Annotated in this window: 15 protein-coding genes and 1 pseudogene; 6 read left to right on the forward strand and 10 right to left on the reverse strand. The window is 71.3% G+C overall.

The genetic code is table 11. The annotated features are described in order from the left end of the window. Window positions 1-105: 105 nt before the first annotated feature. From IG84_RS0134670 to rpsA, 6 genes and pseudogenes are all read right to left on the reverse strand, one after another. On the reverse strand, window positions 106-489 hold the full coding sequence (locus IG84_RS0134670) for a tetratricopeptide repeat protein (protein WP_031066540.1): 384 nt from the start codon (window positions 487-489) through the stop codon (window positions 106-108). A 353-nt stretch (window positions 490-842) separates the two neighbouring features. Then, complete coding sequence (locus tag IG84_RS0134675) at window positions 843-1,214, reverse strand: cupin domain-containing protein (protein WP_031066542.1); 372 nt, start codon at window positions 1,212-1,214, stop codon at window positions 843-845. 22 nt (window positions 1,215-1,236) lie between these two features. After that, window positions 1,237-1,827 (reverse strand): dephospho-CoA kinase, encoded by a 591-nt coding sequence (coaE, locus tag IG84_RS0134680; protein ID WP_031066554.1) that lies wholly within the window; start codon window positions 1,825-1,827, stop codon window positions 1,237-1,239. 167 nt (window positions 1,828-1,994) lie between these two features. Next, the gene (locus tag IG84_RS0134685; RefSeq protein WP_031066556.1) at window positions 1,995-2,948 is read right to left on the reverse strand and encodes a PAC2 family protein; all 954 of its coding nucleotides are present in this window, start codon (window positions 2,946-2,948) and stop codon (window positions 1,995-1,997) included. A gap of 65 nt (window positions 2,949-3,013) precedes the next feature. Next, window positions 3,014-3,256 (reverse strand): annotated as a pseudogene (locus tag IG84_RS40905) (FAD-dependent oxidoreductase); the annotation flags it as partial. A 343-nt stretch (window positions 3,257-3,599) separates the two neighbouring features. Then, complete coding sequence (gene rpsA / locus IG84_RS0134690) at window positions 3,600-5,114, reverse strand: 30S ribosomal protein S1 (RefSeq protein ID WP_031066558.1); 1,515 nt, start codon at window positions 5,112-5,114, stop codon at window positions 3,600-3,602. A gap of 419 nt (window positions 5,115-5,533) precedes the next feature. Here rpsA and IG84_RS0134695 point away from each other — a divergent pair, with 419 nt between their 5' ends. Together IG84_RS0134695 and hrpB are read left to right on the forward strand one after the other, a co-directional pair. Further along, entirely contained in the window at window positions 5,534-6,403 is an 870-nt protein-coding gene (locus tag IG84_RS0134695; RefSeq protein ID WP_031066560.1) for a class I SAM-dependent methyltransferase, read from the forward strand. A gap of 125 nt (window positions 6,404-6,528) precedes the next feature. Next, complete coding sequence (gene hrpB / locus IG84_RS0134700) at window positions 6,529-9,141, forward strand: ATP-dependent helicase HrpB (protein WP_031066564.1); 2,613 nt, start codon at window positions 6,529-6,531, stop codon at window positions 9,139-9,141. 18 nt (window positions 9,142-9,159) lie between these two features. Here hrpB and pgfA read toward each other — a convergent pair whose 3' ends face one another. From pgfA to IG84_RS0134715, 3 genes are all read right to left on the reverse strand, one after another. Then, entirely contained in the window at window positions 9,160-10,125 is a 966-nt protein-coding gene (gene pgfA, locus IG84_RS0134705) for a cell envelope lipid trafficking protein PgfA (RefSeq protein WP_031066565.1), read from the reverse strand. 12 nt (window positions 10,126-10,137) lie between these two features. Further along, window positions 10,138-10,272, reverse strand: a complete 135-nt coding sequence (locus tag IG84_RS40910; RefSeq protein ID WP_107054027.1) for an SPW_0924 family protein — start codon at window positions 10,270-10,272, stop codon at window positions 10,138-10,140. Between the two features lie 193 nt (window positions 10,273-10,465). Then, complete coding sequence (locus IG84_RS0134715) at window positions 10,466-12,286, reverse strand: lytic transglycosylase domain-containing protein (protein ID WP_031066567.1); 1,821 nt, start codon at window positions 12,284-12,286, stop codon at window positions 10,466-10,468. A gap of 206 nt (window positions 12,287-12,492) precedes the next feature. Between IG84_RS0134715 and IG84_RS0134720 the strand changes: the two genes are divergently transcribed. Next, window positions 12,493-13,347 (forward strand): DUF4184 family protein, encoded by an 855-nt coding sequence (locus IG84_RS0134720; protein WP_031066568.1) that lies wholly within the window; start codon window positions 12,493-12,495, stop codon window positions 13,345-13,347. 44 nt (window positions 13,348-13,391) lie between these two features. Here IG84_RS0134720 and polA read toward each other — a convergent pair whose 3' ends face one another. Beyond that, complete coding sequence (gene polA / locus IG84_RS0134725; RefSeq protein ID WP_031066577.1) at window positions 13,392-16,130, reverse strand: DNA polymerase I; 2,739 nt, start codon at window positions 16,128-16,130, stop codon at window positions 13,392-13,394. Between the two features lie 271 nt (window positions 16,131-16,401). Between polA and IG84_RS0134730 the strand changes: the two genes are divergently transcribed. The 3 genes from IG84_RS0134730 to IG84_RS0134740 all read left to right on the forward strand — a co-directional run bounded on the left by IG84_RS0134730 (window position 16,402) and on the right by IG84_RS0134740 (window position 21,320). Continuing rightward, window positions 16,402-18,684, forward strand: a complete 2,283-nt coding sequence (locus IG84_RS0134730; RefSeq protein ID WP_031066581.1) for an FdhF/YdeP family oxidoreductase — start codon at window positions 16,402-16,404, stop codon at window positions 18,682-18,684. A 296-nt stretch (window positions 18,685-18,980) separates the two neighbouring features. Continuing rightward, window positions 18,981-19,454 carry a PaaI family thioesterase gene (locus IG84_RS0134735; protein WP_031066587.1) on the forward strand — a complete coding sequence of 158 codons (474 nt, stop codon included), beginning with the start codon at window positions 18,981-18,983 and terminating at the stop codon, window positions 19,452-19,454. A gap of 645 nt (window positions 19,455-20,099) precedes the next feature. Further along, window positions 20,100-21,320: a branched-chain amino acid ABC transporter substrate-binding protein gene (locus IG84_RS0134740; RefSeq protein ID WP_031066592.1), complete on the forward strand. Its 1,221-nt coding sequence runs from the start codon at window positions 20,100-20,102 to the stop codon at window positions 21,318-21,320. Window positions 21,321-21,395: the final 75 nt, after the last annotated feature.

Below are 21,395 nucleotides of genomic sequence, written 5' to 3' on the forward strand. Positions count from 1 at the left end.
GGGGTGGGGGTGGGGGGGGAGGGCCCCCGGAGGCGGCGCGGAACTCCGAGCCGGAGAAAGCGCCAGCACCAAAGGCAAGCCCCGAGCAAAGAACGGCGCCCACCCTCACTCCCCCGCATCACCCCCCGGCAGCGGAAATCGTGCTGCTTCGATGAAGTCCGGGCGGGGGTCGAGCGCGGCGGCGAGTCGGAAGTGGCGCAGCGCCTCGTCCGGGCGGTTGGCGCGCTCAAGGGTGCGGCCCAGGGCGAAGTGGGCGAACGCGTTGTCGGGCTCCCGTTCCAGGACGACCTGGAACTCCAGCTCGGCGGGGCGAAGTTGAGCGGCCAGGAAGAAGGCGCGGGCTCGTAGCAGTCGGGCGGCGGTGTTCTCCGGATGAGCGGCGATGACCGGGTCCAGGAGTTGTACCGCGCCCCGTGGATCGCGCGCCGCCAGCAGTTGTTCGGCTGCCCGGAAGTCGATGACATGCGTCTCGGGGGTGCGCTCGGTCACGGCCGTCTCCTCTCCGACACGTACGGACTCGCCGCGTACCGTTGGGGTACCGGCGGCTTGTGCACCGGCGACTCGGCCACGAGCAGATGGTTCGTCACCGACCACGAGCAGGTGGTTCGTCGCCGACGGGCAGCCCGTATCGACGACCGCCCGGTCGCTACGTGGGGCACAACAAGCCCGGTCGTCACCGCATTCCCGAGGCTCGCCACAGCATTGGCTGCGCGCGGCGCGCACCGCGCGCCCTACCAGCGCAGCGCAACCCTCGGACGCCGCACAGCAAACTCCCCCACCACACCCGCAAAAAGCCGAAGCCCAACCCCAAGACCCAGCCCAGCCCAGCCCAGCCCAGCGCCCTACAAACTAACCTGATAAGCCTTCCGCAGCGTCTCGTGCACCGTCCACCGAGTCCGATCCCCCTCCCGCAGGAAGCAAGCATCACCGGGGCCCACCTCGAGGACCGAGCCGCCCTCGATCTCGATGGTGGCGCGGCCGGAGACCACCACGAACAGCTCGTTGGCCTCGATGTCGGTCACGACGCCCGGCGTGATCTGCCAGACGCCGCGGACCTGCTTGCCGTCCGGGGATTCCCAGAGCACCTTTCCGGTGACGACCGGATCGCCGGAGAGGATCTGGTCCGGGTCGAGCGCTTCGGGCTCCAGTTCGGCGTCCGGGATGCCGGGGACGTTGACGACGAACGATGCGGGGGCCAGATCGGAAGCAGTCATGGCGTGAGGCTACCGCTGGGTCTCAGCGGGCCCGCAGCCGCTCCCAGATCTCACGTACTTGGGGCTCCAGGGCTTCCAGCGGACCGTCGTTGTCGATGACGTGGTCCGCGATCGCGAGGCGCTGCTCCCGCGTGGCCTGGGCGCCCATGCGGGCCTTCGCCTCGTCCTCGGTCATGCCGCGCAGCGTGACCAGCCGCCGCAGCTGGGTTTCGGGGGCGGCGTCGACCACGACGATCGTGTCGTACAAAGGCGCGAGGCCGTTCTCGGTCAGCAGGGGTACGTCGTGGACGACCACCGTGCCCTGGCCGGCCGCGGCCTCCAGTTCGGCGGAGCGGGCACCGACGAGGGGGTGCACGATGGCGTTCAGCGCCTTGAGCCGGTCGGGGTCGGCGAAGACGAGGGCGCCCAGTTTGGGCCGGTCCAGGGTCCCGTCCGGCGTCAGTACGTCCGTACCGAACGCCTCGATGACGGCGGCGAGACCGGGCGTGCCCGGTTCGACGACCTCCCGCGCGATCTTGTCCGCGTCCACGATCACCGCGCCGTACGACGCGAGCAGCCGCGATACCTCGCTCTTGCCTGCACCGATGCCGCCTGTAAGCCCCACCTTCACCATGGACCCCACGCTATACGGCACCCCGGCCCCCGCCCAGAGCCGGACCCACCCCCGGAGCCGAGCCTGCCCCAAGCCCGGCCTGCGCCGGACAGCTCCCCTCGCGAGCCCCTCTCGCCCCCTCCCGAACCCTCACCCCGTCAAACGCCCCTCCCCCTCCCAGCGTTCCCTCACATGCCCCCGTCTCCCATGTCCCGTTCCCGGTCGGCCAGGAAGGCTTCCAGTTCGCGGCCGATTTCCTCGGCGGACGGGAGTTCGGCGGGCTCGGCCACGAGGTTGCCGCGGGTTTCGGCGCCGGCCGCCGCGTCGTACTGGTGCTCAAGCCCGCTGACCAGCGCGACCAGCTCCTCGTCGCCCTCCGAGAGCTGCCGTTCGATCTCCTCCTGGGTGCGCAGCGCTTCGGTACGCAGGGTGTGCGCGGCGCTCGGCAGGACCAGGCCCGTCGCGGCGGTGACCGCCTCCAGCGCGGTGAGCGCGGCGTCCGGGTAGGCGGAGCGCGCGACGTAGTGCGGTACGTGGGCGGCGACGCCCAGTACGTCGTGTCCGGCCTCCGCGAGGCGGTACTCGATCAGCGCTTCGACGCTGCCGGGGACCTGCGCCTGTTCGAAGAGGTCGCGGTGGCCCGGGGTCAGGTCGGTGCGGTTGCCGTGCGGGGTGATTCCGACGGGGCGGGTGTGCGGGACGCCCATCGGGATGCCGTGGAAGCTGACCGAGAGGCGTACGTTCAGCCGCTCGACGGTCTCTCGTACAGCCGCCGTGAAGCGTTCCCATTCCACGTCCGGTTCGGGACCGGAGAGCAGCAGGAAGGGCGCGCCCGTGGCGTCATGGACGAGACGCAGCTCGATGCTGGGCGTCTCGTACGAGGACCACTGACCGTGGTCGAAGGTGAGCATCGGGCGGCGGGCCCGGTAGTCCACCAGCCGGTCGTGGTCGAAGCGGGCGACGACCTGATGCGGCAGTCCCTCCAGGAGGGTCTCGACAATCTGGTCACCGGTTTCACCGGCGTCGATGTAGCCGTCGAAGTGGTACAGGAGCACCAGCCCGGCGGAGTCGCGGGAGGCTATCGCGTCGACCGCCGCGAGCCCGCTCGGCTCCCATTCGTACAAATCCTGGGGATCCAACACAGTGACCGCTCCTCCTCGATGTCCGCCCCGCACAACGCGGTACAGGGCTCGGGCATTCCCCGCCCTTACGTCATCACCCGCTCGTGCAGCGCCATCACCACTTTTCGCGCCGAGGAGAATGCGCCGTGCTGCCAGGCGTCGGTGTGGCTGAGGTGGTCACCGGCGAAGTGGACGCGGCCTGCAGGAACGTTCAGGGCGGCGAAGGCGGCGTCGTCCGGACCGCCGTTGAGGTGGTGCCAGGCGGCTTCCAGGTGCGGTGCCCGGCGCCAGTTGTGGGAGAAGGAGGTGGCCAGTCCGGATCGGTATCGGCAGTGATGGTGTCGCCGGCCCGCACGGTGAAGTGGCGGCCACCGGTACGGTCCTTGGCCTCCAGGACTGTGCACTCGTTCTGATGCCCACCGTCCGCAGAAAGTCCCGCCTGTTGACCGCACTCATACGAACTCCCCTCGGCTGCCCGGCCTCTACCGGAGTCAGGGATGTTCGCAGCGTGCTGTTACGGCCTCACCAGCCGCCTGTGTCGCACACGTTTCTCGCCGTACGAGGACAGCCGGGCGGCAGCCGAACGACAGCCAGCCGGACAGCGCGAAGGCCCGCCCCCAAAGGGAGCGGGCCTTCGTGTCGCTATCGGCTAGCGCCTAGCGGTGAGCTTGCTCAGCTCTGGCCGCCGGCCAGCTTCTCGCGGAGCGCGGCAAGGGCCTCGTCCGACGCCAGGGCGCCGGAGTTGTCCGCCGACTCCGAGGAGTACGAGCCGCCGGAGACGTTGCCGCCGCCGCCACCCTGGCCACCGGCCGCCGGCGCCGCAGCGCCCTCGGCCGCAGCCTGCTCGTCGGCCTCGCGCGACTTGATGACCTGGGCCTGGTGCTGCTCGAAGCGCTGCTGCGCCTCGGCGTACTGGTTCTCCCACGCCTCGCGCTGCGCCTCGTAGCCCTCGAGCCAGTCGTTGGTCTCGGGGTCGAAGCCCTCGGGGTAGATGTAGTTGCCCTGGTCGTCGTAGGACGCGGCCATGCCGTACAGGGTCGGGTCGAACTCGACCGCCGACGGGTCGGCACCGAAGGACTCGTTGGCCTGCTTCAGCGAGAGGCTGATGCGGCGGCGCTCGAGGTCGATGTCGATGACCTTGACGAAGATCTCGTCGTTGACCTGGACGACCTGCTCCGGGATCTCCACGTGGCGCTCGGCCAGCTCGGAGATGTGGACCAGGCCCTCGATGCCCTCGTCGACGCGGACGAACGCACCGAACGGAACGAGCTTGGTGACCTTCCCCGGGACGACCTGACCGATCTGGTGGGTCCGGGCGAACTGCTGCCACGGGTCTTCCTGGGTCGCCTTGAGCGACAGGGACACGCGCTCGCGGTCCATGTCGACGTCCAGGACCTCGACCGTGACCTCCTGGCCGACCTCGACGACCTCGGAGGGGTGGTCGATGTGCTTCCAGGACAGCTCGGAGACGTGGACCAGACCGTCGACGCCACCCAGGTCCACGAAGGCACCGAAGTTGACGATCGAGGAGACGACGCCGGAGCGCACCTGACCCTTCTGGAGGGTGGTGAGGAAGGTCTGGCGGACCTCGCTCTGGGTCTGCTCGAGCCAGGCACGGCGGGACAGGACCACGTTGTTGCGGTTCTTGTCCAGCTCGATGATCTTGGCCTCGAGCTCCTTGCCCACGTAGGGCTGAAGGTCGCGGACGCGGCGCATCTCGACCAGGGAGGCGGGAAGGAAGCCACGGAGGCCGATGTCGAGGATGAGACCACCCTTGACGACCTCGATGACGGTACCGGTGACGATCCCGTCCTCTTCCTTGATCTTCTCGATGGTGCCCCAGGCGCGCTCGTACTGGGCACGCTTCTTCGAGAGGATCAGGCGGCCTTCCTTGTCCTCCTTCTGGAGAACCAGGGCCTCGATCTCGTCACCGACGGCGACGACCTCGTTCGGGTCGACGTCGTGCTTGATGGAGAGCTCGCGGCTGGGGATGACGCCTTCGGTCTTGTAACCGATGTCGAGCAGGACCTCGTCCCGGTCGACCTTCACGATGACGCCGTCGACGATGTCGCCGTCGTTGAAGTACTTGATCGTCTCGTCGATCGCGGCGAGGAAGGCTTCCTCGTTACCGATGTCGTTGACCGCAACCTGCGGGGTGGTGGCGGTGGTCTCGGTGCTGCTCGTCATGTGGGAAAGGGCTCCGGTACGGACATTGAAGTCGTAGGTACTGCTACGCCGAGAGCCTTTATCGCTTCTGCAGAAGTCGACAGCAATGAGGCGCGCTCCGGATTTCCGAGAAACCCGGTCAGCGCCTCGAAACCGAGGGGACATGCAACAGATGCGAGCGCGACCTGCTCCGTCTGAGGTGCGCAGGCCCGCAGCGCAACTTGTAGCATACGGGGGCAGCCGGACACGGTCAATGCGCGAAGGCCCACACCGCGGGCGGATCGCCTCATAACCGGCACACGCCGGGCGCGAGAAGAGCCGCTCGGCCTTGCCGTCGCAGGCCACAGGGGCCTGACGAAGATCCTCACAGGACTGCGAACAGCCGGCCCCGTGAACCTCAGAAACTACAAGCTTTAACGAACAATACGACGACGGGCGCGATGAACCAACACGACGACTCCCCAGTCACCGACTCCGCGGCCTGGGACGACGCCGAGGCCGTACGGCGCACCACCGGGGAGGCGGAGAGCAGTCGGGCCAGCCGCGGCTGGTGGGACCGGAACGCCGACGAGTACCAGAGCGAGCACGGCGCGTTCCTGGGGGACGACCGCTTCGTATGGGGTCCCGAGGGGCTGGACGAGGCGGAAGCCGGCCTTCTGGGCCCGGCCGCAGACCTCAAGGGACTGCGCGTCCTGGAGATCGGTGCGGGCGCGGCGCAGTGTTCGCGGTGGCTGGCGGCACAGGGGGCGCACCCGGTGGCGCTGGACCTCTCGCACCGGCAGCTGCAGCACGCCCTCCGGATCGGCGGGGACCTCCCGGCGGACGGTACGGAGGCGCGGGGTGTGGCTCTCGTGCAGGCCGACGCCGGGGTGCTTCCTTTCGCGGACGGCAGTTTCGATCTCGCGTGCTCGGCGTACGGTGCGGTGCCGTTCGTGGCCGATCCGGTACGGGTCTTCCGCGAGGTGCATCGGGTGCTGCGGCCGGGCGGCCGGTGGGTCTTCTCGGTGACGCACCCGATCCGCTGGGCCTTCCCCGACGAGCCCGGCCCCGAGGGGCTGTCCGTCGCGGCGTCCTACTTCGACCGCGTGCCCTACGTGGAGCAGGACGCGCAGGGCAACGCGGTGTACGTGGAGCACCACCGCACCCTGGGCGACCGGGTGCGTGACGTGGTGGCCGCGGGTTTCCGTCTGGAGGACCTGATCGAGCCGGAGTGGCCGGCGTGGAACACCCAGGAGTGGGGCGGCTGGTCGCCCCTTCGGGGCGGGCTGATCCCGGGTACTGCCATCTTCGTGTGCCGACGGGACCCATAGGCGGGCTGCCGTCCTTGTAGGCCGTCCCGAAGCTCTCCCCGAGAGGCAGCATCACAGCGCTCTTCCCCGATGGGCAGCGTCACAGCGCCTCCGGTAGGCCGTCGGCCCCGCGAGACACTGGGCGGGTGATCCGCCGCGATGAACTCGATGCTCTGCCCGTACGGTCCGCGCTGCCCGCCCTTCAGGAGGCGCTGGAGGGCGCCGGGACCGCCGTCCTGTGCGCGCCTCCGGGGACCGGCAAGACCACTCTGGTGCCGCTGGCGCTGGCGGGTCTGACGAAGGACGGTGCGCCCGTACGCAAGGTGATCGTCGCGGAACCGCGGCGGATCGCGGCGCGTGCTGCGGCGCGGCGGATGGCGTGGCTGCTCGGAGAGCGCGTGGGCGAGCGCGTGGGGTTCACCGTGCGCGGGGAGCGTGCGGTGGGGGCGCGCACTGTCGTAGAGGTGGTGACGACGGGCGTCCTGCTCCAGCGGCTCCAGCGTGATCAGGAACTCCCGGGCGTGGACATCGTTGTACTGGACGAGTGCCACGAGCGGCATCTCGACGCGGACACGGCGGCGGCGTTCCTGCTGGACGTGCGGGAGGCGTTGCGGCCGGAGCTGCGGCTGGTGGCGGCCTCGGCGACGACGGACGCGGAGGGCTGGTCGCGGCTGATGGGGGACGCGCCGGTGGTGGCGGCGCAGGGGGTGTCGCATCCGGTGGAGACGGTGTGGGCGCCACCGGAGCGGCCGGTGCGCCCGGCGCACGGCATGCGGGTGGACCCGGCGCTGCTCACGCATGTGGCGTCGGTGGTGCGGCGGGCGGTGCGCGAGCGGGAGGGGGATGTGCTGTGTTTCCTGCCGGGCGTGGGCGAGATCGCGCGGGTGGCGGGGCAGCTCGCGGATCAGGGCGCTGCCGGGGTCGAGGTGCTGCAGGTGCACGGCCGGGCGCCGGCCGCCGTGCAGGACGCGGTGCTGGCCGGTTCGGGGGACCGGCGGCGGATCGTGTTGGCCACGTCGGTGGCGGAGTCGAGCCTGACGGTGCCCGGGGTGCGCGTGGTGGTCGACTGCGGGCTGGCGCGCGAGCCGCGGATGGATCACGCGCGGGGGCTGAGCGCGCTGACGACGGTACGGGCGTCCCAGGCGGCTGCGCGGCAGCGGGCCGGCCGCGCGGGGCGCGAGGCGCCCGGCGTGGTCTACCGCTGCTGGTCGGAGGGCGAGGACGGGCGGTTGCCGCGCTTCCCGTCCCCGGAGATCAAGGTCGCGGACCTGACGGCGTTCGCGCTGCAGGCCGCGTGCTGGGGCGATCCGGGCGCCGCGGGACTTGCGCTGCTGGACGCGCCGCCGGCCGGGGCGATGGCGGCGGCGCGGGACGTCCTGACCGCGGTGGGCGCGGTGGACGCGGCCGGGCGGGCGACGGAGCGCGGTGTACGGATGGCCCGGCTCGGCCTGCATCCGCGGCTGGCGCGGGCCCTGCTGGACGGCGCGGCGCAGGTGGGCGCGCGGCGGGCCGCCGAGGTCGTCGCGCTGCTGAGCGAGGAGCCGCCGCGCGAGTACGGCGACGATCTCACCGACGCCTGGCGCACGGCCCGCCGCGGGCGGGACGCGTACGCCGGCCGGTGGCGGCAGGAGTCCCGGCGGCTGGCCTCGGCACTGTCCGGCGCGTCGGGTACCGGGGGCGCTCCGGACGGCGCCGTGCGCGCCCCCGACAGCCGTGCGCAGGCGCCCGGCACGACCGCCACGGTGGCCCGCGGGGAGAGCGATGACGCCGTGGCCGGGGTCGTGGCGGCGCTGGCCTTCCCTGAGCGGGTGGCCCGCAAGCGCGGTGAGGGTTCGTACGTGATGGCTTCGGGGACGGGGGCCGAGGCCGGGGAAGGGTCGCGGCTGCGGAGCGCCGAGTGGCTGGCGGTGGCGGTCGCGGACCGGCCCGTGACGGCGGCGTCCGCGCGGGTGCGGCTCGCTGCCGTGATCGACGAGGAGACGGCGCGGGCGGCCGCGGGGGCGCTGTACGCCTCGGCCGAGGAGGTCGGCTGGGCGGACGGCGACGTGGTCGCGCGGAGCGTGGCGCGGCTCGGCGCGATCGAGCTGGTGTCCCGGCCGCTGCGGGACGCGGACCCGGCGCTCGTACGGGAGGCGCTGGTGGACGGGCTGCGCAGGGAAGGGCTCGGGCTGCTGCGCTGGTCGGAGGGGGCGCGCTCGCTCCGGGAACGCATGGCGTTCCTGCACCGGGAGCTGGGTGCTCCGTGGGCGGATGTCGCGGACGAGGCGCTGCTGGCGCGCCGGGACGAGTGGCTGGAGCCGGAGCTGGGCCGGGCGCGGCGGCGTGCCGACCTGGCGCGGATCGACGCGGGCCAGGCGCTGTCGCGGCTGCTGCCGTGGGCGAGCGGCGATTCGGCGCGGTTCGACGAGCTGGCGCCGGAGCGCATCGAGGTGCCCAGCGGTTCGCGGGTCCGGGTGGAGTACGGCGGTGATCAGCCGGTGCTGGCGGTGAAGTTGCAGGAGATGTTCGGGCTGCGGGAGTCGCCGCGGGTGGCGGGCGGCCGGGTGCCGGTACTGGTTCATCTGCTGTCGCCCGCGGGGCGCCCGGCGGCCGTCACCGCCGACCTCGCCTCCTTCTGGCGCGACGGCTACCGCTCCGTGCGGGCGGAGCTGCGCGGCCGCTATCCGAAGCACCCGTGGCCCGAGGATCCGGCGACGGCCGAGCCGACACGTCATACGAAGGCCCGGATGCAACGGCGTGACGGCGCGCGCCAGGGCTGACAGCGGCGCCGCGGGTGCTCAGGCGGCCATGGCGCGCCCTCCCGTGCGCCGTCCGCGCGCCTCCAGGTACAGGCTCATGGCCAGGAGCGCGGCGCCCGTGGTGAGAAGGCTCCAGGGCAGGTAGCTGGTGAGGAGCAGGACGAGGGTACGCTGGGAGGAGACCAGGTCGACGGTGGCGGCCAGGTAGTCGGCGCGCATCTTCACGTGTCCGGCGAACGCGGTGACCTTGTCGCCGCCGGGCAGCAGGTCGCCGCCGCGCAGTTCCTCCTTGTGGATCTCCTCGCCGTTGACGGGCGCGCCGGTGACCGGCTCCACCCAGAACATCCGCTTGGTGGTGTACCAGCGCGTGGTGCCCATCTTCTCGACGGCTTCCGGGGTGACGCCCTTGACCGGCATCTTCTTGGGGAGCGGGACCTTGGTCCAGGGGATGGTCTGTTCGAAGTAGTAGACGTCGAGGCCCTGGAAGCGGCGGGTGCCTTTGTAGTGGATGGGCGCCGAGGTGCGGGTCTGGGCGTCGAAGTAGCTGTAGTCGCGCTTCTCGGTGAGGAAGGGCCACTTGTACTCGATGCCGTCGCGGCGCACCGGCTCGCCGTCGACCGCCTCGCCCTTCGCGTGCACGGGTTCCTGGGTGTGCGCGTCGAAGATGTAGCGCTCGGGGATCTCGGAGACCATCTTGCCGTCGGGGCCGGCCACGTAGGACAGCGCGTCCCAGACGACGACGTCGCGGCCGGCCGTGCGTTCGACTTCTTCGGAGGCTTCGACGTTGCCCTTCAGCGTCTGCACGATGCTGATCTTCGGGACCCGCTTGGCCTTCATGGTGCCGTAGTCGATGAGGGTGGCGGGCTTGGCTTCCAGGACCATCTCCTGGTACTGGCTCGGCGGGATCTTGGCGAGCCGGGGGAAGGCGTACCACCGCGTCAGCGGGGCCAGGACGGTACAGAAGACGGCGAGGGCGAGCAGGACGAGGCTGGACTTACGGCGCATGGCGGCGGCCCCTCAGGGGTGCTCGGGGACGGTGGTCCGCAACGGCTCGGGGAACGTGCGCCCTTCGGGGGCGCCGACGGCCGTCATGGTGAAGACCAGGGCCAGGGCAGCGGCCAGCCCGATCGCGGCTGCTGTGAGGGCACGCATCCTGGGCCTCCCGTTCGACTGCGGGGCTCCCCGCCGGAACTGACGCGGCGTCAGGTGGTCGGGGCTGGGGCACCGTAGCAACGGGCGGCGGAGATGAGAACACTGAGAACACTCGGAACGGCACCGCATACGGAAGGGGCGCGACGCCTGAGCGCCGCACCCCCTTCCCGCGTACCGTGCTGACGTGCGGTCGTCAGCCGACCTTGAGGTCCACCAGGAGCACCGCTCCGCCAGCCGTGGTGAGCCGGAGCTTGTATGTGCCGGAGTGGCTGTCGGTGAAGATCTCCGGCAGCTTCAGCAGGCCGTCGGCGTCGGTCTTCAGGCCGGTGAGCGTGCGTATCGGCGCGCCCTTGGCGTCCTTGAAGTACGGGCCTTCGGTGTTCTGCTCCGCCTTCGCGGCGTCGGCGGCGTCCCCGGCGATCATCGTGGCGGTGACGGCCACGCCGGCGGCGGCCTTGCCCTGATAGGTCGCCTTCACCTCGATGGGATCGGCGTAGGAGGCGCCCTCCGCGGCCTGCATCTCCTTGTCGGAGGTGCGGGCCAGGGCGTCGGCCTGCGGCCTGGCCTTGACGGTCGCGGTGAAGTCGGTGGCCGGCACGGCACGCCCCACCGCCGTCGCGCGGACGGTGTACGCCCCGGCCTTCTCGCCCGCGATCAGCGCCGGGGCGGTGGCGACACCGTCCTTGTCCGTGGTCACGGTGACCTTGGCGGCGCCGCCCTCGAAGCGGGTGTCGCCGTCGCCGCGTATCTCGTACTGGACTTTCACGCCGGAGACCGTGCGGTCCACGGTGTTCTTCGCGCGCACCCGGAGCCGGTCGGCGAACGAGTCGCCGGCGGTGGCGCTCACCTCCTTGTCCCCCATGCGCTCGAGAGAGGCGAGGGGCGCGGGCTGGGTGGGCGAGGGTGTCGGCGTGGGCGACTCGTTGGTGCCGCCCGGGGTCGTACCGGGCGACGAACCGTCCTCGGAGTCCGAGCCGTCTCCGGAACCCGGGCCGTCGCCGGGCGCGGGGCTCGGCTCGGGCCTCGTCCCGCCGTCGGTGCCGGTGCCGCCGCCGGACTCCGCCCCGTCGCCGTCCTTCCCCGGGGTGCCGTCGGCGTCCTTTCCGGCCTCGGTGTCCTTCCGGGAGTCCTGGTCCTTACCGTCCTTCGACGCATCCCCGGAGCGGGCCTTGTCCGAGCCGCTGCCTCCGGCGCCGGAACCGCCGGTGCGCGGTCCGGTCGGCAGGACGCCGGCGCCGTCGGGCACTTCGTGCGTGCCCTTGCGGTAGTACTCGTACCAGGACAGCACCGTGCGCAGGTACTCCTCGGAGTGGTTGTAGCCGAGGATCGCGCGGTTCATATCCGCCTGGACCGACAGGTCTCGGTCGGCCGCGCACAGGTAGCGGCCGGCCGACAGGGCAGCGTCGTAGATGTTGTTGGGGTCGCTCGCGCCGTCGCCGTTGGCGTCCGTGCCCCACCTCGCCCAGGTGGAGGGGATGAACTGCATGGGGCCGACGGCGCGGTCGTGGGTGGTGTCATTGTCGAAGCGGCCGCGGTCGGTGTCGGTGATCCGGGCGAAGCCGTTGCCGTTGAGCTGGGGGCCGAGGATGGGACGCAGCGTCGTGCCGCTCTCGTCCACCGCGCCGCCGCGGGCCTGCCCGGACTCGACCTTGCCGATCGCGGCGAGCAACTCCCAGGGGAGGTGACAGCCGGGGTGGGAGCGGGCGAGGGACGCCTCGGCCTCCTTGTACGCGGCGAGCACGGTCGCCGGTATGCCGGCCTCCGCGGGGCCGGTGGCTATGGGACCGTCCCCGCCCTGCTCCTTGCCGGGCCGCGGGCTGACGAGCGGGGGCAGGTCGGTGAAGTACGAGGAGTCGCCGTCGATGGGGGTGTCGCCCCGGGGGGCTTCGCGGGAACTCCCGGCGGCGTCGGCGGAGTCGGGCGCCTGGGAGGCGGTCAGCGCGGCGAGGGCCAGCGCCACCACCACACTGGAGGCCGCTCCTTTGCGGAGCCGTCGGCCGAACTTGGCTGCCATGTGTCCTACTCCCCCTCAGCGTTGACCCACCGCGCTGGATGCACGGTGTCGCGCTCTCGGCGCTCCAACGCACGCGACACTACGACAACTCCCCGCGCGCAGCTACCGTTCCCGGCTCGCCATCACCATCTGCTCACATCCGGCATACTGCCTCGAATCGATCACTCGATCATGCTCAACGGTCGGGTCCGGTCAGGAGAGAGATCATGCCGTTCACACTCAGTCATGCCGCGGCGGTGCTGCCTGCCGTACGCCGCAACGGTACGGCGCGCGGGCCGCTGCTGGTGTCCGCGCTCGTCGCCGGGTCCTTCGCGCCGGACCTGACGTACTTCGCCGACACGGTCGTGCCCGGTGCGATGGCCTTCGGAGAATTCACGCACGCGCCGGCCGGTGTTCTCACCGTGGACACGCTCTGCGCGGCGCTTCTGGTGGGGTGCTGGCTGCTGCTGCGCGATCCACTGCTCGCGCTGTTGCCGGCAACGTGGCGGGGCAGGGTGGGCGCGCTGGTCACCGGCCCAGGTCAGCGGCAGGGGCTGTCCCGTGGGCGGTTCGCGCTGCGCTTCTGGTACTCCGCGGTGCTCGGCGCGCTCACGCACATCGTGTGGGACGCGTTCACCCACCCCGGACGCTGGGGTGTCCGGCAGCTGCCCGTACTGCAGGAGCCGGTCGCCGGGTGGCCGGTGTACGCGTACGTGCAGTACGGCACTTCAGCGGTCGCACTCGCTGCCCTCGGGTGGTTCGTGTGCTCCGCGCTCCATCGGGCGCCGACCGGCGCCGTCCCCGAGGGGCTGCCCGTGCTCGGCAATCGGGCGCGGCTGTTGTGCTGCGCACTGCTGACGCTGTGCGTACTACTGGCGGCCTGGCATCGGGTGCTGCGGGCGCATGCGGTGTACGGCGGGGCGGCGACGTGGTTCGACTATGTGCCGACGGCGCTCTTCGGGGCGGGCGCCGGGCTGGGCGTGGCGCTCCCGGTGTGGGCGGCGGCGGTCCGTCTGAACGACCGCCGCCGTACGCGGGCCGCTGCCGCCCCGGCGGAAGAGACAGCGGCCGGGGGCCGGTGAGGGCAGCTCCGTCCCTCACCGGCCCCCGGCCGCCTCGTCACGCATCAGTGCGCGGCGGACTCCCAGTCCCCGCCCGAGCCGACGGAGACGTCCAGCGGGGCGCGCAGCTCGACGGCACCGGCCATCTCGCGTCGTACCAGCTCCTCCACCTTCTTCTGCTCGCCGGGCGCCACCTCGACCACGATTTCGTCGTGGACCTGGAGCAGCATCCGGGACGTGAGCCCGGCGGCGGTCAGCGCCTCGTCGACACGCAGCATCGCGATCTTGACGATGTCCGCCGCGGTGCCCTGGATCGGGGCGTTCAGCGCCATCCGCTCGGCCATCTCGCGGCGCTGGCGGTTGTCGCTGTTGAGGTCGGGCAGATAGCGGCGGCGACCGAGCATGGTCTCGGTGTAGCCCGTGGCGCGGGCCCGGTCGACGACGTCCTGGAGGTAGTCGCGCACGCCGCCGAAGCGCTCGAAGAAGTTGTCCATGAGCTTGCGGGCCTCGTCCGGGGAGATGCCCAGCTGCTGGGACAGGCCGAACGCCGAGAGGCCGTACGCCAGCCCGTACGACATCGCCTTGATCTTGCGGCGCATCTCGGGGTCGACCTCGGTCTTGGGCACCGAGAAGACGTGCGAGGCCACCGTGGTGTGCAGGTCCTCGCCGGAGGTGAACGCCTCGATGAGGCCCTCGTCCTCGGAGAGGTGCGCCATCACGCGCAGCTCGATCTGGCTGTAGTCCGCGGTCAGCAGCGTCTGATAGCCCTCGCCGACCACGAAGCCGCGGCGGATGGCGCGGCCCTCGTCCGTGCGGACGGGGATGTTCTGCAGGTTGGGGTCGGTGGAGGAGAGCCGGCCGGTCGCGGCCACCGTCTGGTTGAACGTGGTGTGGATGCGGCCGTCCGCGGCGATGGTCTTGATCAGGCCCTCGACCGTCGTGCGCAGCTTGGCCTGCTCACGGTGGCGCAGCATGATCACGGGCAGTTCGTTGTCGGTCTGCGCCGCGAGCCAGGCGAGGGCGTCCGCGTCGGTGGTGAAGCCGGTCTTGGTCTTCTTGGTCTTGGGCAGGCCCAGTTCGTTGAAGAGGACTTCCTGGAGCTGCTTGGGCGAGCCGAGGTTGAACTCGTGTCCCGCGGCGGCGTGCGCCTCGGTGACGGCCTGCTGGACGGCGGCCGCGAACTGCTGCTCGATGCGCTCCAGCCAGCCGCGGTCGGCGGCGATGCCGGAGCGCTCCATGCGGGCCAGCAGCACGCTGGTGGGCAGCTCGATGTCGCGCAGCAGGTCGGCGGCGCCGACCTCCTCCAGGCGCGTCTCGAAGGCGGCCCCGAGGTCGAGGACCGTACGGGCCTTGGCCATCAGGGCCTCGGCCTCGGCCTGCTCGTCGGCACCGAAGGCCAGCTGGCCGTCGCCGGCCGCCGCGGGGGCCAGGTCACGGCCGAGGTACTCCACGGAGAGCGCGTCCAGCGCGAAGGAGCGCCGGCCGGGCTTGACCAGGTACGCGGCGAGGGCGGTGTCCATGGTGACGCCGTCGATCTCCCAGCCGTGCTCGGGGAAGATCCGCATCAGGCCCTTGGCGTTGTGCATGACCTTCGGGCGCTCGCGGTCGGCGATCCAGGCGGCGAACGCCCGGTCGTCGGCCTCGTCCAGCTGCGTCGGGTCGAACCAGACGGCGGGGCCCGCGGCGGTGGCCAGGGCGACCTCGGCGACCGAGCCGCTGCCCAGCTTCCAGGAGTCGACCGTGGCGACACCGAGGAGAGCGCTGCCGTGCTCGGCGAGCCAGGGGGCGAGCTGCCCGGCGCCCGCGACGAGGCCGTCGATCTCGACGCCCGGCACGGGCTCGGTGGTGTCCGCGGCGTCCTCGGCTCCGGGGTCGACGGCCAGCAGGCGGTCGCGCAGACCCTGGTTACGGATCTCCAGCGCCTCCAGGAACACCGTGAGGGTCTGCCGGTCGTACCCCTCGCGCACCAGCTCGGCGGGGCCGCAGGGCAGCTCCACGTCGCGGACCATCTCGGTCAGCCGGCGGTTGAGCTTCACGGCCTCCAGGTGGTCGCGGAAGTTCTGCCCGGCCTTGCCCTTGACCTCTTCGGCCCGCTCGCACAGCTCCTGGAACGAACCGAACTGGTTGATCCACTTCGCGGCGGTCTTCTCACCGACACCGGGGATGCCCGGCAGGTTGTCCGACGGGTCGCCGCGCAGCGCGGCGTAGTCCGGGTACTGGGCGGGGGTCAGGCCGTACTTCTCGAACACCTTCTCCGGGGTGAAGCGGGTCAGCTCCGAGACGCCCTTGGTGGGGTAGAGCACCGTGACGTGCTCGCTGACCAGCTGGAAGGCGTCCCGGTCACCCGTGACGATGGACACCTCGAAACCCTGCTCGGTGGCCTGCGTGGCGAGCGTGGCGATGATGTCGTCCGCCTCGAAGCCGTCCGTGGCGAAGCGCTTCACGTGCATGGCGTCCAGCAGCTCGCCGATCAGCTCCACCTGCCCCTTGAACTCGTCCGGGGTCTTGGAACGATTGGCCTTGTAGTCGGGGAACTCCTCCGAGCGCCAGGTCTTGCGCGACACGTCGAAGGCCACCGCGAAGTGGGTGGGCGCCTCGTCGCGCAGGGTGTTCGCCAGCATCGAGGCGAAGCCGTACACGGCATTCGTCGGTTGCCCCGTGGCGGTGGTGAAATTCTCCGCGGGCAGGGCGAAGAACGCCCGGTACGCCATGGAGTGCCCGTCCATCAGGAGCAGCCGGGGACGCCCTCCCTCCGCCGTCTCGCTGCCGGTCGTTTCGCTCTTCTTCGCTGCCTTTGCTGCCACGCCCCCGATCCTGCCACGCCCCACTGACAATCCCTGCCGCGACGGCCGCTCCGGCCGTTCCCGGCGGGTGCCTGTGGACAACGTCATCACCCTCACCATCACGTCCTGTGGACGACCGGCCGACGGTCGGTGGCGCGTGGCAGGATCGATCACAGGCGGACGGAACGCATGGAGACTTGTTCCATGCATGATCCGGATGCCTGAATGGTGAAATACAGAGCGGCTGCTCGCGCACGGCAGCTCAGCATCATCGGCACCCAGGGAGACCGCCATGGCAGGCAAAGCACCCGAGTCGGACCCGGTACAGGACGCGCCCGAGGTCAGCGGCCCGAAGCACTCGGCCGTCGGCCTGCCCGCCATCACCAACGCGCTGCGCATCTCCCGGCAGCAGATGGGCGTGAAGCGCACGGCCCTGACGCTGCTGCGCGTGAACCAGAAGGAAGGCTTCGACTGCCCCGGCTGCGCCTGGCCCGACCCGGACCACCGGCACGCGGCAGAGTTCTGCGAGAACGGCGCCAAGGCCGTCGCCGAGGAAGCCACCCTGCGCCGCGTCACGCCCGACTTCTTCGCCGCCCACTCGGTCGCCGACCTCGCCGGCCGCAGCGGCTACTGGCTCGGCCAGCAGGGCCGCCTCACCCAGCCCATGTACCTCGCCGAGGGCGCGACCCATTACGCCCCCGTGCCCTGGGAGCGCGCCTTCGACATCGTCGCCGAGGAGCTGACCGGCCTCTCCTCCCCCGACGAGGCCGTCTTCTACACCTCCGGGCGCACGAGCAATGAGGCCGCGTTCCTGTACCAACTCTTCGCCCGCGAGTACGGCACGAACAACCTCCCCGACTGCTCGAACATGTGCCACGAGTCCTCCGGCTCGGCCCTCACCGAGACCATCGGCATCGGCAAGGGCAGCGTCTCCCTGGAGGACCTGTACAAGGCCGACCTGATCATCGTCGCCGGTCAGAACCCGGGCACGAACCACCCCCGCCAGCTCAGCGCCCTGGAGAAGGCCAAGGCCAACGGCGCAAAGATCATCTCGGTCAATCCGCTGCCCGAGGCCGGCCTGGAGCGCTTCAAGAACCCGCAGACGCCGCGCGGCCTGGCCGGCGGCGGCACCTCCCTCACCGACCTCTTCCTGCAGATCCGGCTCGGCGGCGACCAGGCCCTCTTCCGGGCGCTGAACCACCTCCTCCTCCAGACCGACGGCGCGCTCGACGAGGACTTCATCCGGGAGCACACCCACGGCTTCGAGGAGTTCGCCGCCGCCGCGGGCGACGGTCTGGACTGGGACGAGACCCTGCGGGCCACGGGCCTGACCCGCGCCGAGATCGACGAAGCGCTGCGCATGGTCCTCGCCTCGAAGCGCACGATCGTGTGCTGGGCGATGGGCCTCACCCAGCACAAGCACTCCGTTCCCACCATCCGCGAGGTCGTCAACTTCCTGCTGCTGCGCGGCAACATCGGCCGCCCCGGGGCCGGCGTCTGCCCCGTACGCGGCCACAGCAACGTCCAGGGCGACCGCACGATGGGCATCTTCGAGCGCCCCGCGCCCGCCTTCCTGGACGCCCTGGAGAAGGAGTTCGGCTTCGCGCCGCCCCGCGAGCACGGTTACGACGTCGTACGGGCCATCCGGGCGCTGCGCGACGGGCAGGCCAAGGTCTTCTTCGCCATGGGCGGCAACTTCGTCTCCGCCACCCCCGACACCGAGGTCACCGAAGCCGCCGTGCGCCGGGCGAACCTCACCGTCCACGTCTCCACGAAGCTCAACCGCTCGCACGCCGTCACCGGCGCCCGCGCGCTGATCCTGCCCACCCTCGGCCGCACCGAGAAGGACCTCCAGAGCAGCGGCGAGCAGTTCGTCACCGTCGAGGACTCCATGGGCATGGTGCACGCCTCCCGCGGCCGCCTGGAGCCCGCGAGCCCCCACCTGCTCTCCGAGCCGGCCATCGTCTGCCGCCTCGCCCGGAAGGTCCTCGGCGAGGACAGCCGCATACCGTGGGAGGAGTTCGAGAAGGACTACGCCACGATCCGCGACCGCATCGCACGCGTCGTCCCCGGCTTCGAGGACTTCAACGCCCGCGTCGCGAGCCCGGACGGCTTCGCGCTGCCGCACGCTCCGCGCGATGACCGCAGCTTCCCCACCGCCACCGGCAAGGCCAACTTCACCGCGGCCCCGGTGGAGTTCCCCGCCGCCCCCGAAGGCCGGCTGCTCCTGCAGACGCTGCGCTCGCACGACCAGTACAACACCACGATCTACGGCCTCGACGACCGCTACCGCGGCATCAAGAACGGCCGCCGCGTGGTCCTGGTCCACCCCGAGGACGCCCGCGCCCTCGGCCTCGCCGACGGCGCCTACACCGACCTCGTCAGCGAGTGGACCGACGGCAGCGAGCGCCGCGCCCCCGGCTTCCGGGTCGTCCACTACCCGACGGCGCGCGGCTGCGCCGCCGCGTACTACCCGGAGACCAATGTCCTGATCCCCCTGGACCACACCGCGGACACCAGCAACACCCCCGCCTCGAAGTCCGTGGTCGTCAGGCTGGAGCCGACCGGGCTCTGACAGCCGCCCCGGGCCCGGTCGTGCCCGGCCTCGCCGCGGCACGAAGGGCCCGGTGGGGCCCGGCGGCAGCCATGGGCGCGGCCATCGCCGGGCCTCCCCGCGGCGGGCCGGGCCAGTGATGAGCCGCACAGCCCTCGTACCCCCGAACTGAGCGCGCGCTCAGTAGCCTGAGGGCGGCACGACGCCCTGCCCGGCCGCCCACGGTCCGGGCCGGCCCCGTACGCGTACGGCCACCCCATCCGGACACCGACGAACAGCGACACGACGAGCAGCGCAAGCGAACGGAGCCGTACGCCATGGGCGAGCAGACCACGACCGCGTTCCCCCAGGAAGTCCTCGACCAGTGGGCCGGGCAGGGCCTGGACCTGCCCGCCCTGTTCTCCGCCGGCCACCTCGGCACGCGGATGAGCGTCCAGGTCGTGGAGGCCGCCCCGGAGCGGGTCGTCGGCACCATGCCCGTCGAAGGCAACACCCAGCCCTACGGCCTGCTGCACGGCGGCGCCTCCGCCGTCCTCGCCGAGACCCTCGGCTCGGTCGGCGCCATGCTCCACGGTGGCCCCGGCAAGCTCGCCGTCGGCGTCGACCTGAACTGCACCCACCACCGCGGCGTACGCACCGGCCTGGTCACTGGCGTCGCCACCCCCGTGCACCGCGGCCGCTCCACCGCGACGTACGAGATCGCCATCACCGACGAGCAGGGCAAGCGCGTCTGCAGCGCCCGCCTGACCTGCCTGCTGCGCGACGCCGAGTCCCCGGCCCAGCCCTCCTGACCTGGCAGTTCAGCCCCAGGCGGCCTTGCGGCGGCCCCGTTCCGGAAACTCCCGGAGCGGGGCCGCCGCGCTTCTCCCCACCGTCCGGACACGCCGCCACCCTCGCCGGGCCCCGTCGACGGCCGTACCGGAGGCCCACCGTCCGGACACGCCGCCACCCTCGCCGCCGCCCTCGCCAGGCCCCGTCGACGGCCGTACCGGAGGCCACCGCCACCCACCGCCTCCCGCCTTCTCCCACCGCCCTAACGCTGCGTAACCCGCGCACCGTGCCTCCGCCGCACGCCTCCCGCTCCGCAGCGGCGCCGCACCCGTACCGCGCCCCGCACCGCATTCCGGACGCCCCGACCGCGTCGCACGGCAAATCCCCTCGTAGAAGTGCAAGTTCACACTCCGCCTGGCGCACACGCCCCATCGGTAAGGACCATCAGTACGAAACGCTCATCGCAGGTCATAACAAGAGCGTCACATCCTCGTCGGCGCCGATGCCCCGGCGAACGGGACCGCCATACCATCACCGCCAGTCACCGCGCCGCCGGGCGCGCTGTACCAGCACGGCCTGTACCACCCCTTACAGCCCGGCGCGCGGACGGTCGCGCCACAGCGTGACCACGCCAGGGGAAAGGACTGATCGTGCGTCACCGTTCCTTGCTGATTCTCACCACCGCGGTAGCCGCCGGCGCCCTCACGCTCTCCGCGTGCGGCTCCCGCGGCGAAGACAAGAGCGGCGACGGCTCCAAGGCCACCGTCGTCATCGGCCTCGACGCCCCGCTCACCGGCGAACTCTCCGCCCTGGGCCAGGGCATCAAGAACTCCGCCGACCTCGCCGTGAAAACCGCCAACAACCAGAACGAGGTCGACGGCGTCACCTTCGAACTGCGCCCCCTCGACGACAAGGCACTGCCCAACGCCGGCCAGCAGAACGCCACCAAACTCGCCGGCGACAAGGAAGTACTCGGCATCGTCGGCCCGCTGAACTCCGGCGTCGCCCAGTCCATGCAACAGGTCGCGCAGTCCAACGGCGTCACCCTCATCTCCCCGGCCAACACCACGCCCGACCTCACCCAGGGCAAGAACTGGAAGAAGAACGACCGCAAACGGCAGTTCACCACCTACTTCCGCACCGCCACCACCGACGAGGTCCAGGGCGCGTTCGACGGCCAGTACGCCTACGAGAAGATGAAGGCCAAGACCGCCTACGTCATCGACGACCAGAAGACCTACGGCGTCGGCCTCGCCTCCTCCTTCAAGGACCAGTTCACCAAGCTCGGCGGCAAGATCGTCGGCACCGAGCACGTCAGCCCCGACGACCGCGACTTCAAGGCCGTCGTCGCCAAGGCCAAGGGCGCCAACCCCGACCTGGTCTTCTACGGCGGCGAATACCCCGCCTCCGGCCCGCTCAGCCAGCAGCTCAAGGACGGCGGCCTCGACGCCCCCCTCATGGGCGGCGACGGCATGTACAGCGCCGACTACATCGAACTGAACAAGAAGGCACAGGGCGACTACGCCTCCTCCGTCGGCAAGCCCGTCGAGCAGCTCCCCTCCGCCAAGAAGTTCATCGAGGACTACAAGGCCGCCGGCTACAAGGACCGCTACGAGGCATACGGCGGCTCCACCTACGACGCCACCTGGGCCCTCACCCAGGCCGTCAAGCAGGTCGTCGCCGACAACAACGGCAAGCTCCCCGACGACGCCCGCAAGAAGGTCGTCGACGCCATGAACAAGGTCTCCTTCGACGGCGTCACCGGCAAGGTCTCCTTCGACAAGTACGGCGACACCACCAACACCATGATCACGGCCTACCAGGTCGACAAGAAGCAGTGGAAGGCGCGCTTCAGCGCCGAGTTCGAGAAGTTCGACAAGAGCTGACCCGCACCGCCCGCCCGTACACCGGCCGCGCCAGCACCCACCCCCACCTGGCGCGGCCCGGGCACACCGGCACAC

Source organism: Streptomyces ochraceiscleroticus, from assembly GCF_000720485.1.
In the GTDB taxonomy this organism is placed as follows: Bacteria; Actinomycetota; Actinomycetes; order Streptomycetales; family Streptomycetaceae; genus Streptomyces; species Streptomyces ochraceiscleroticus.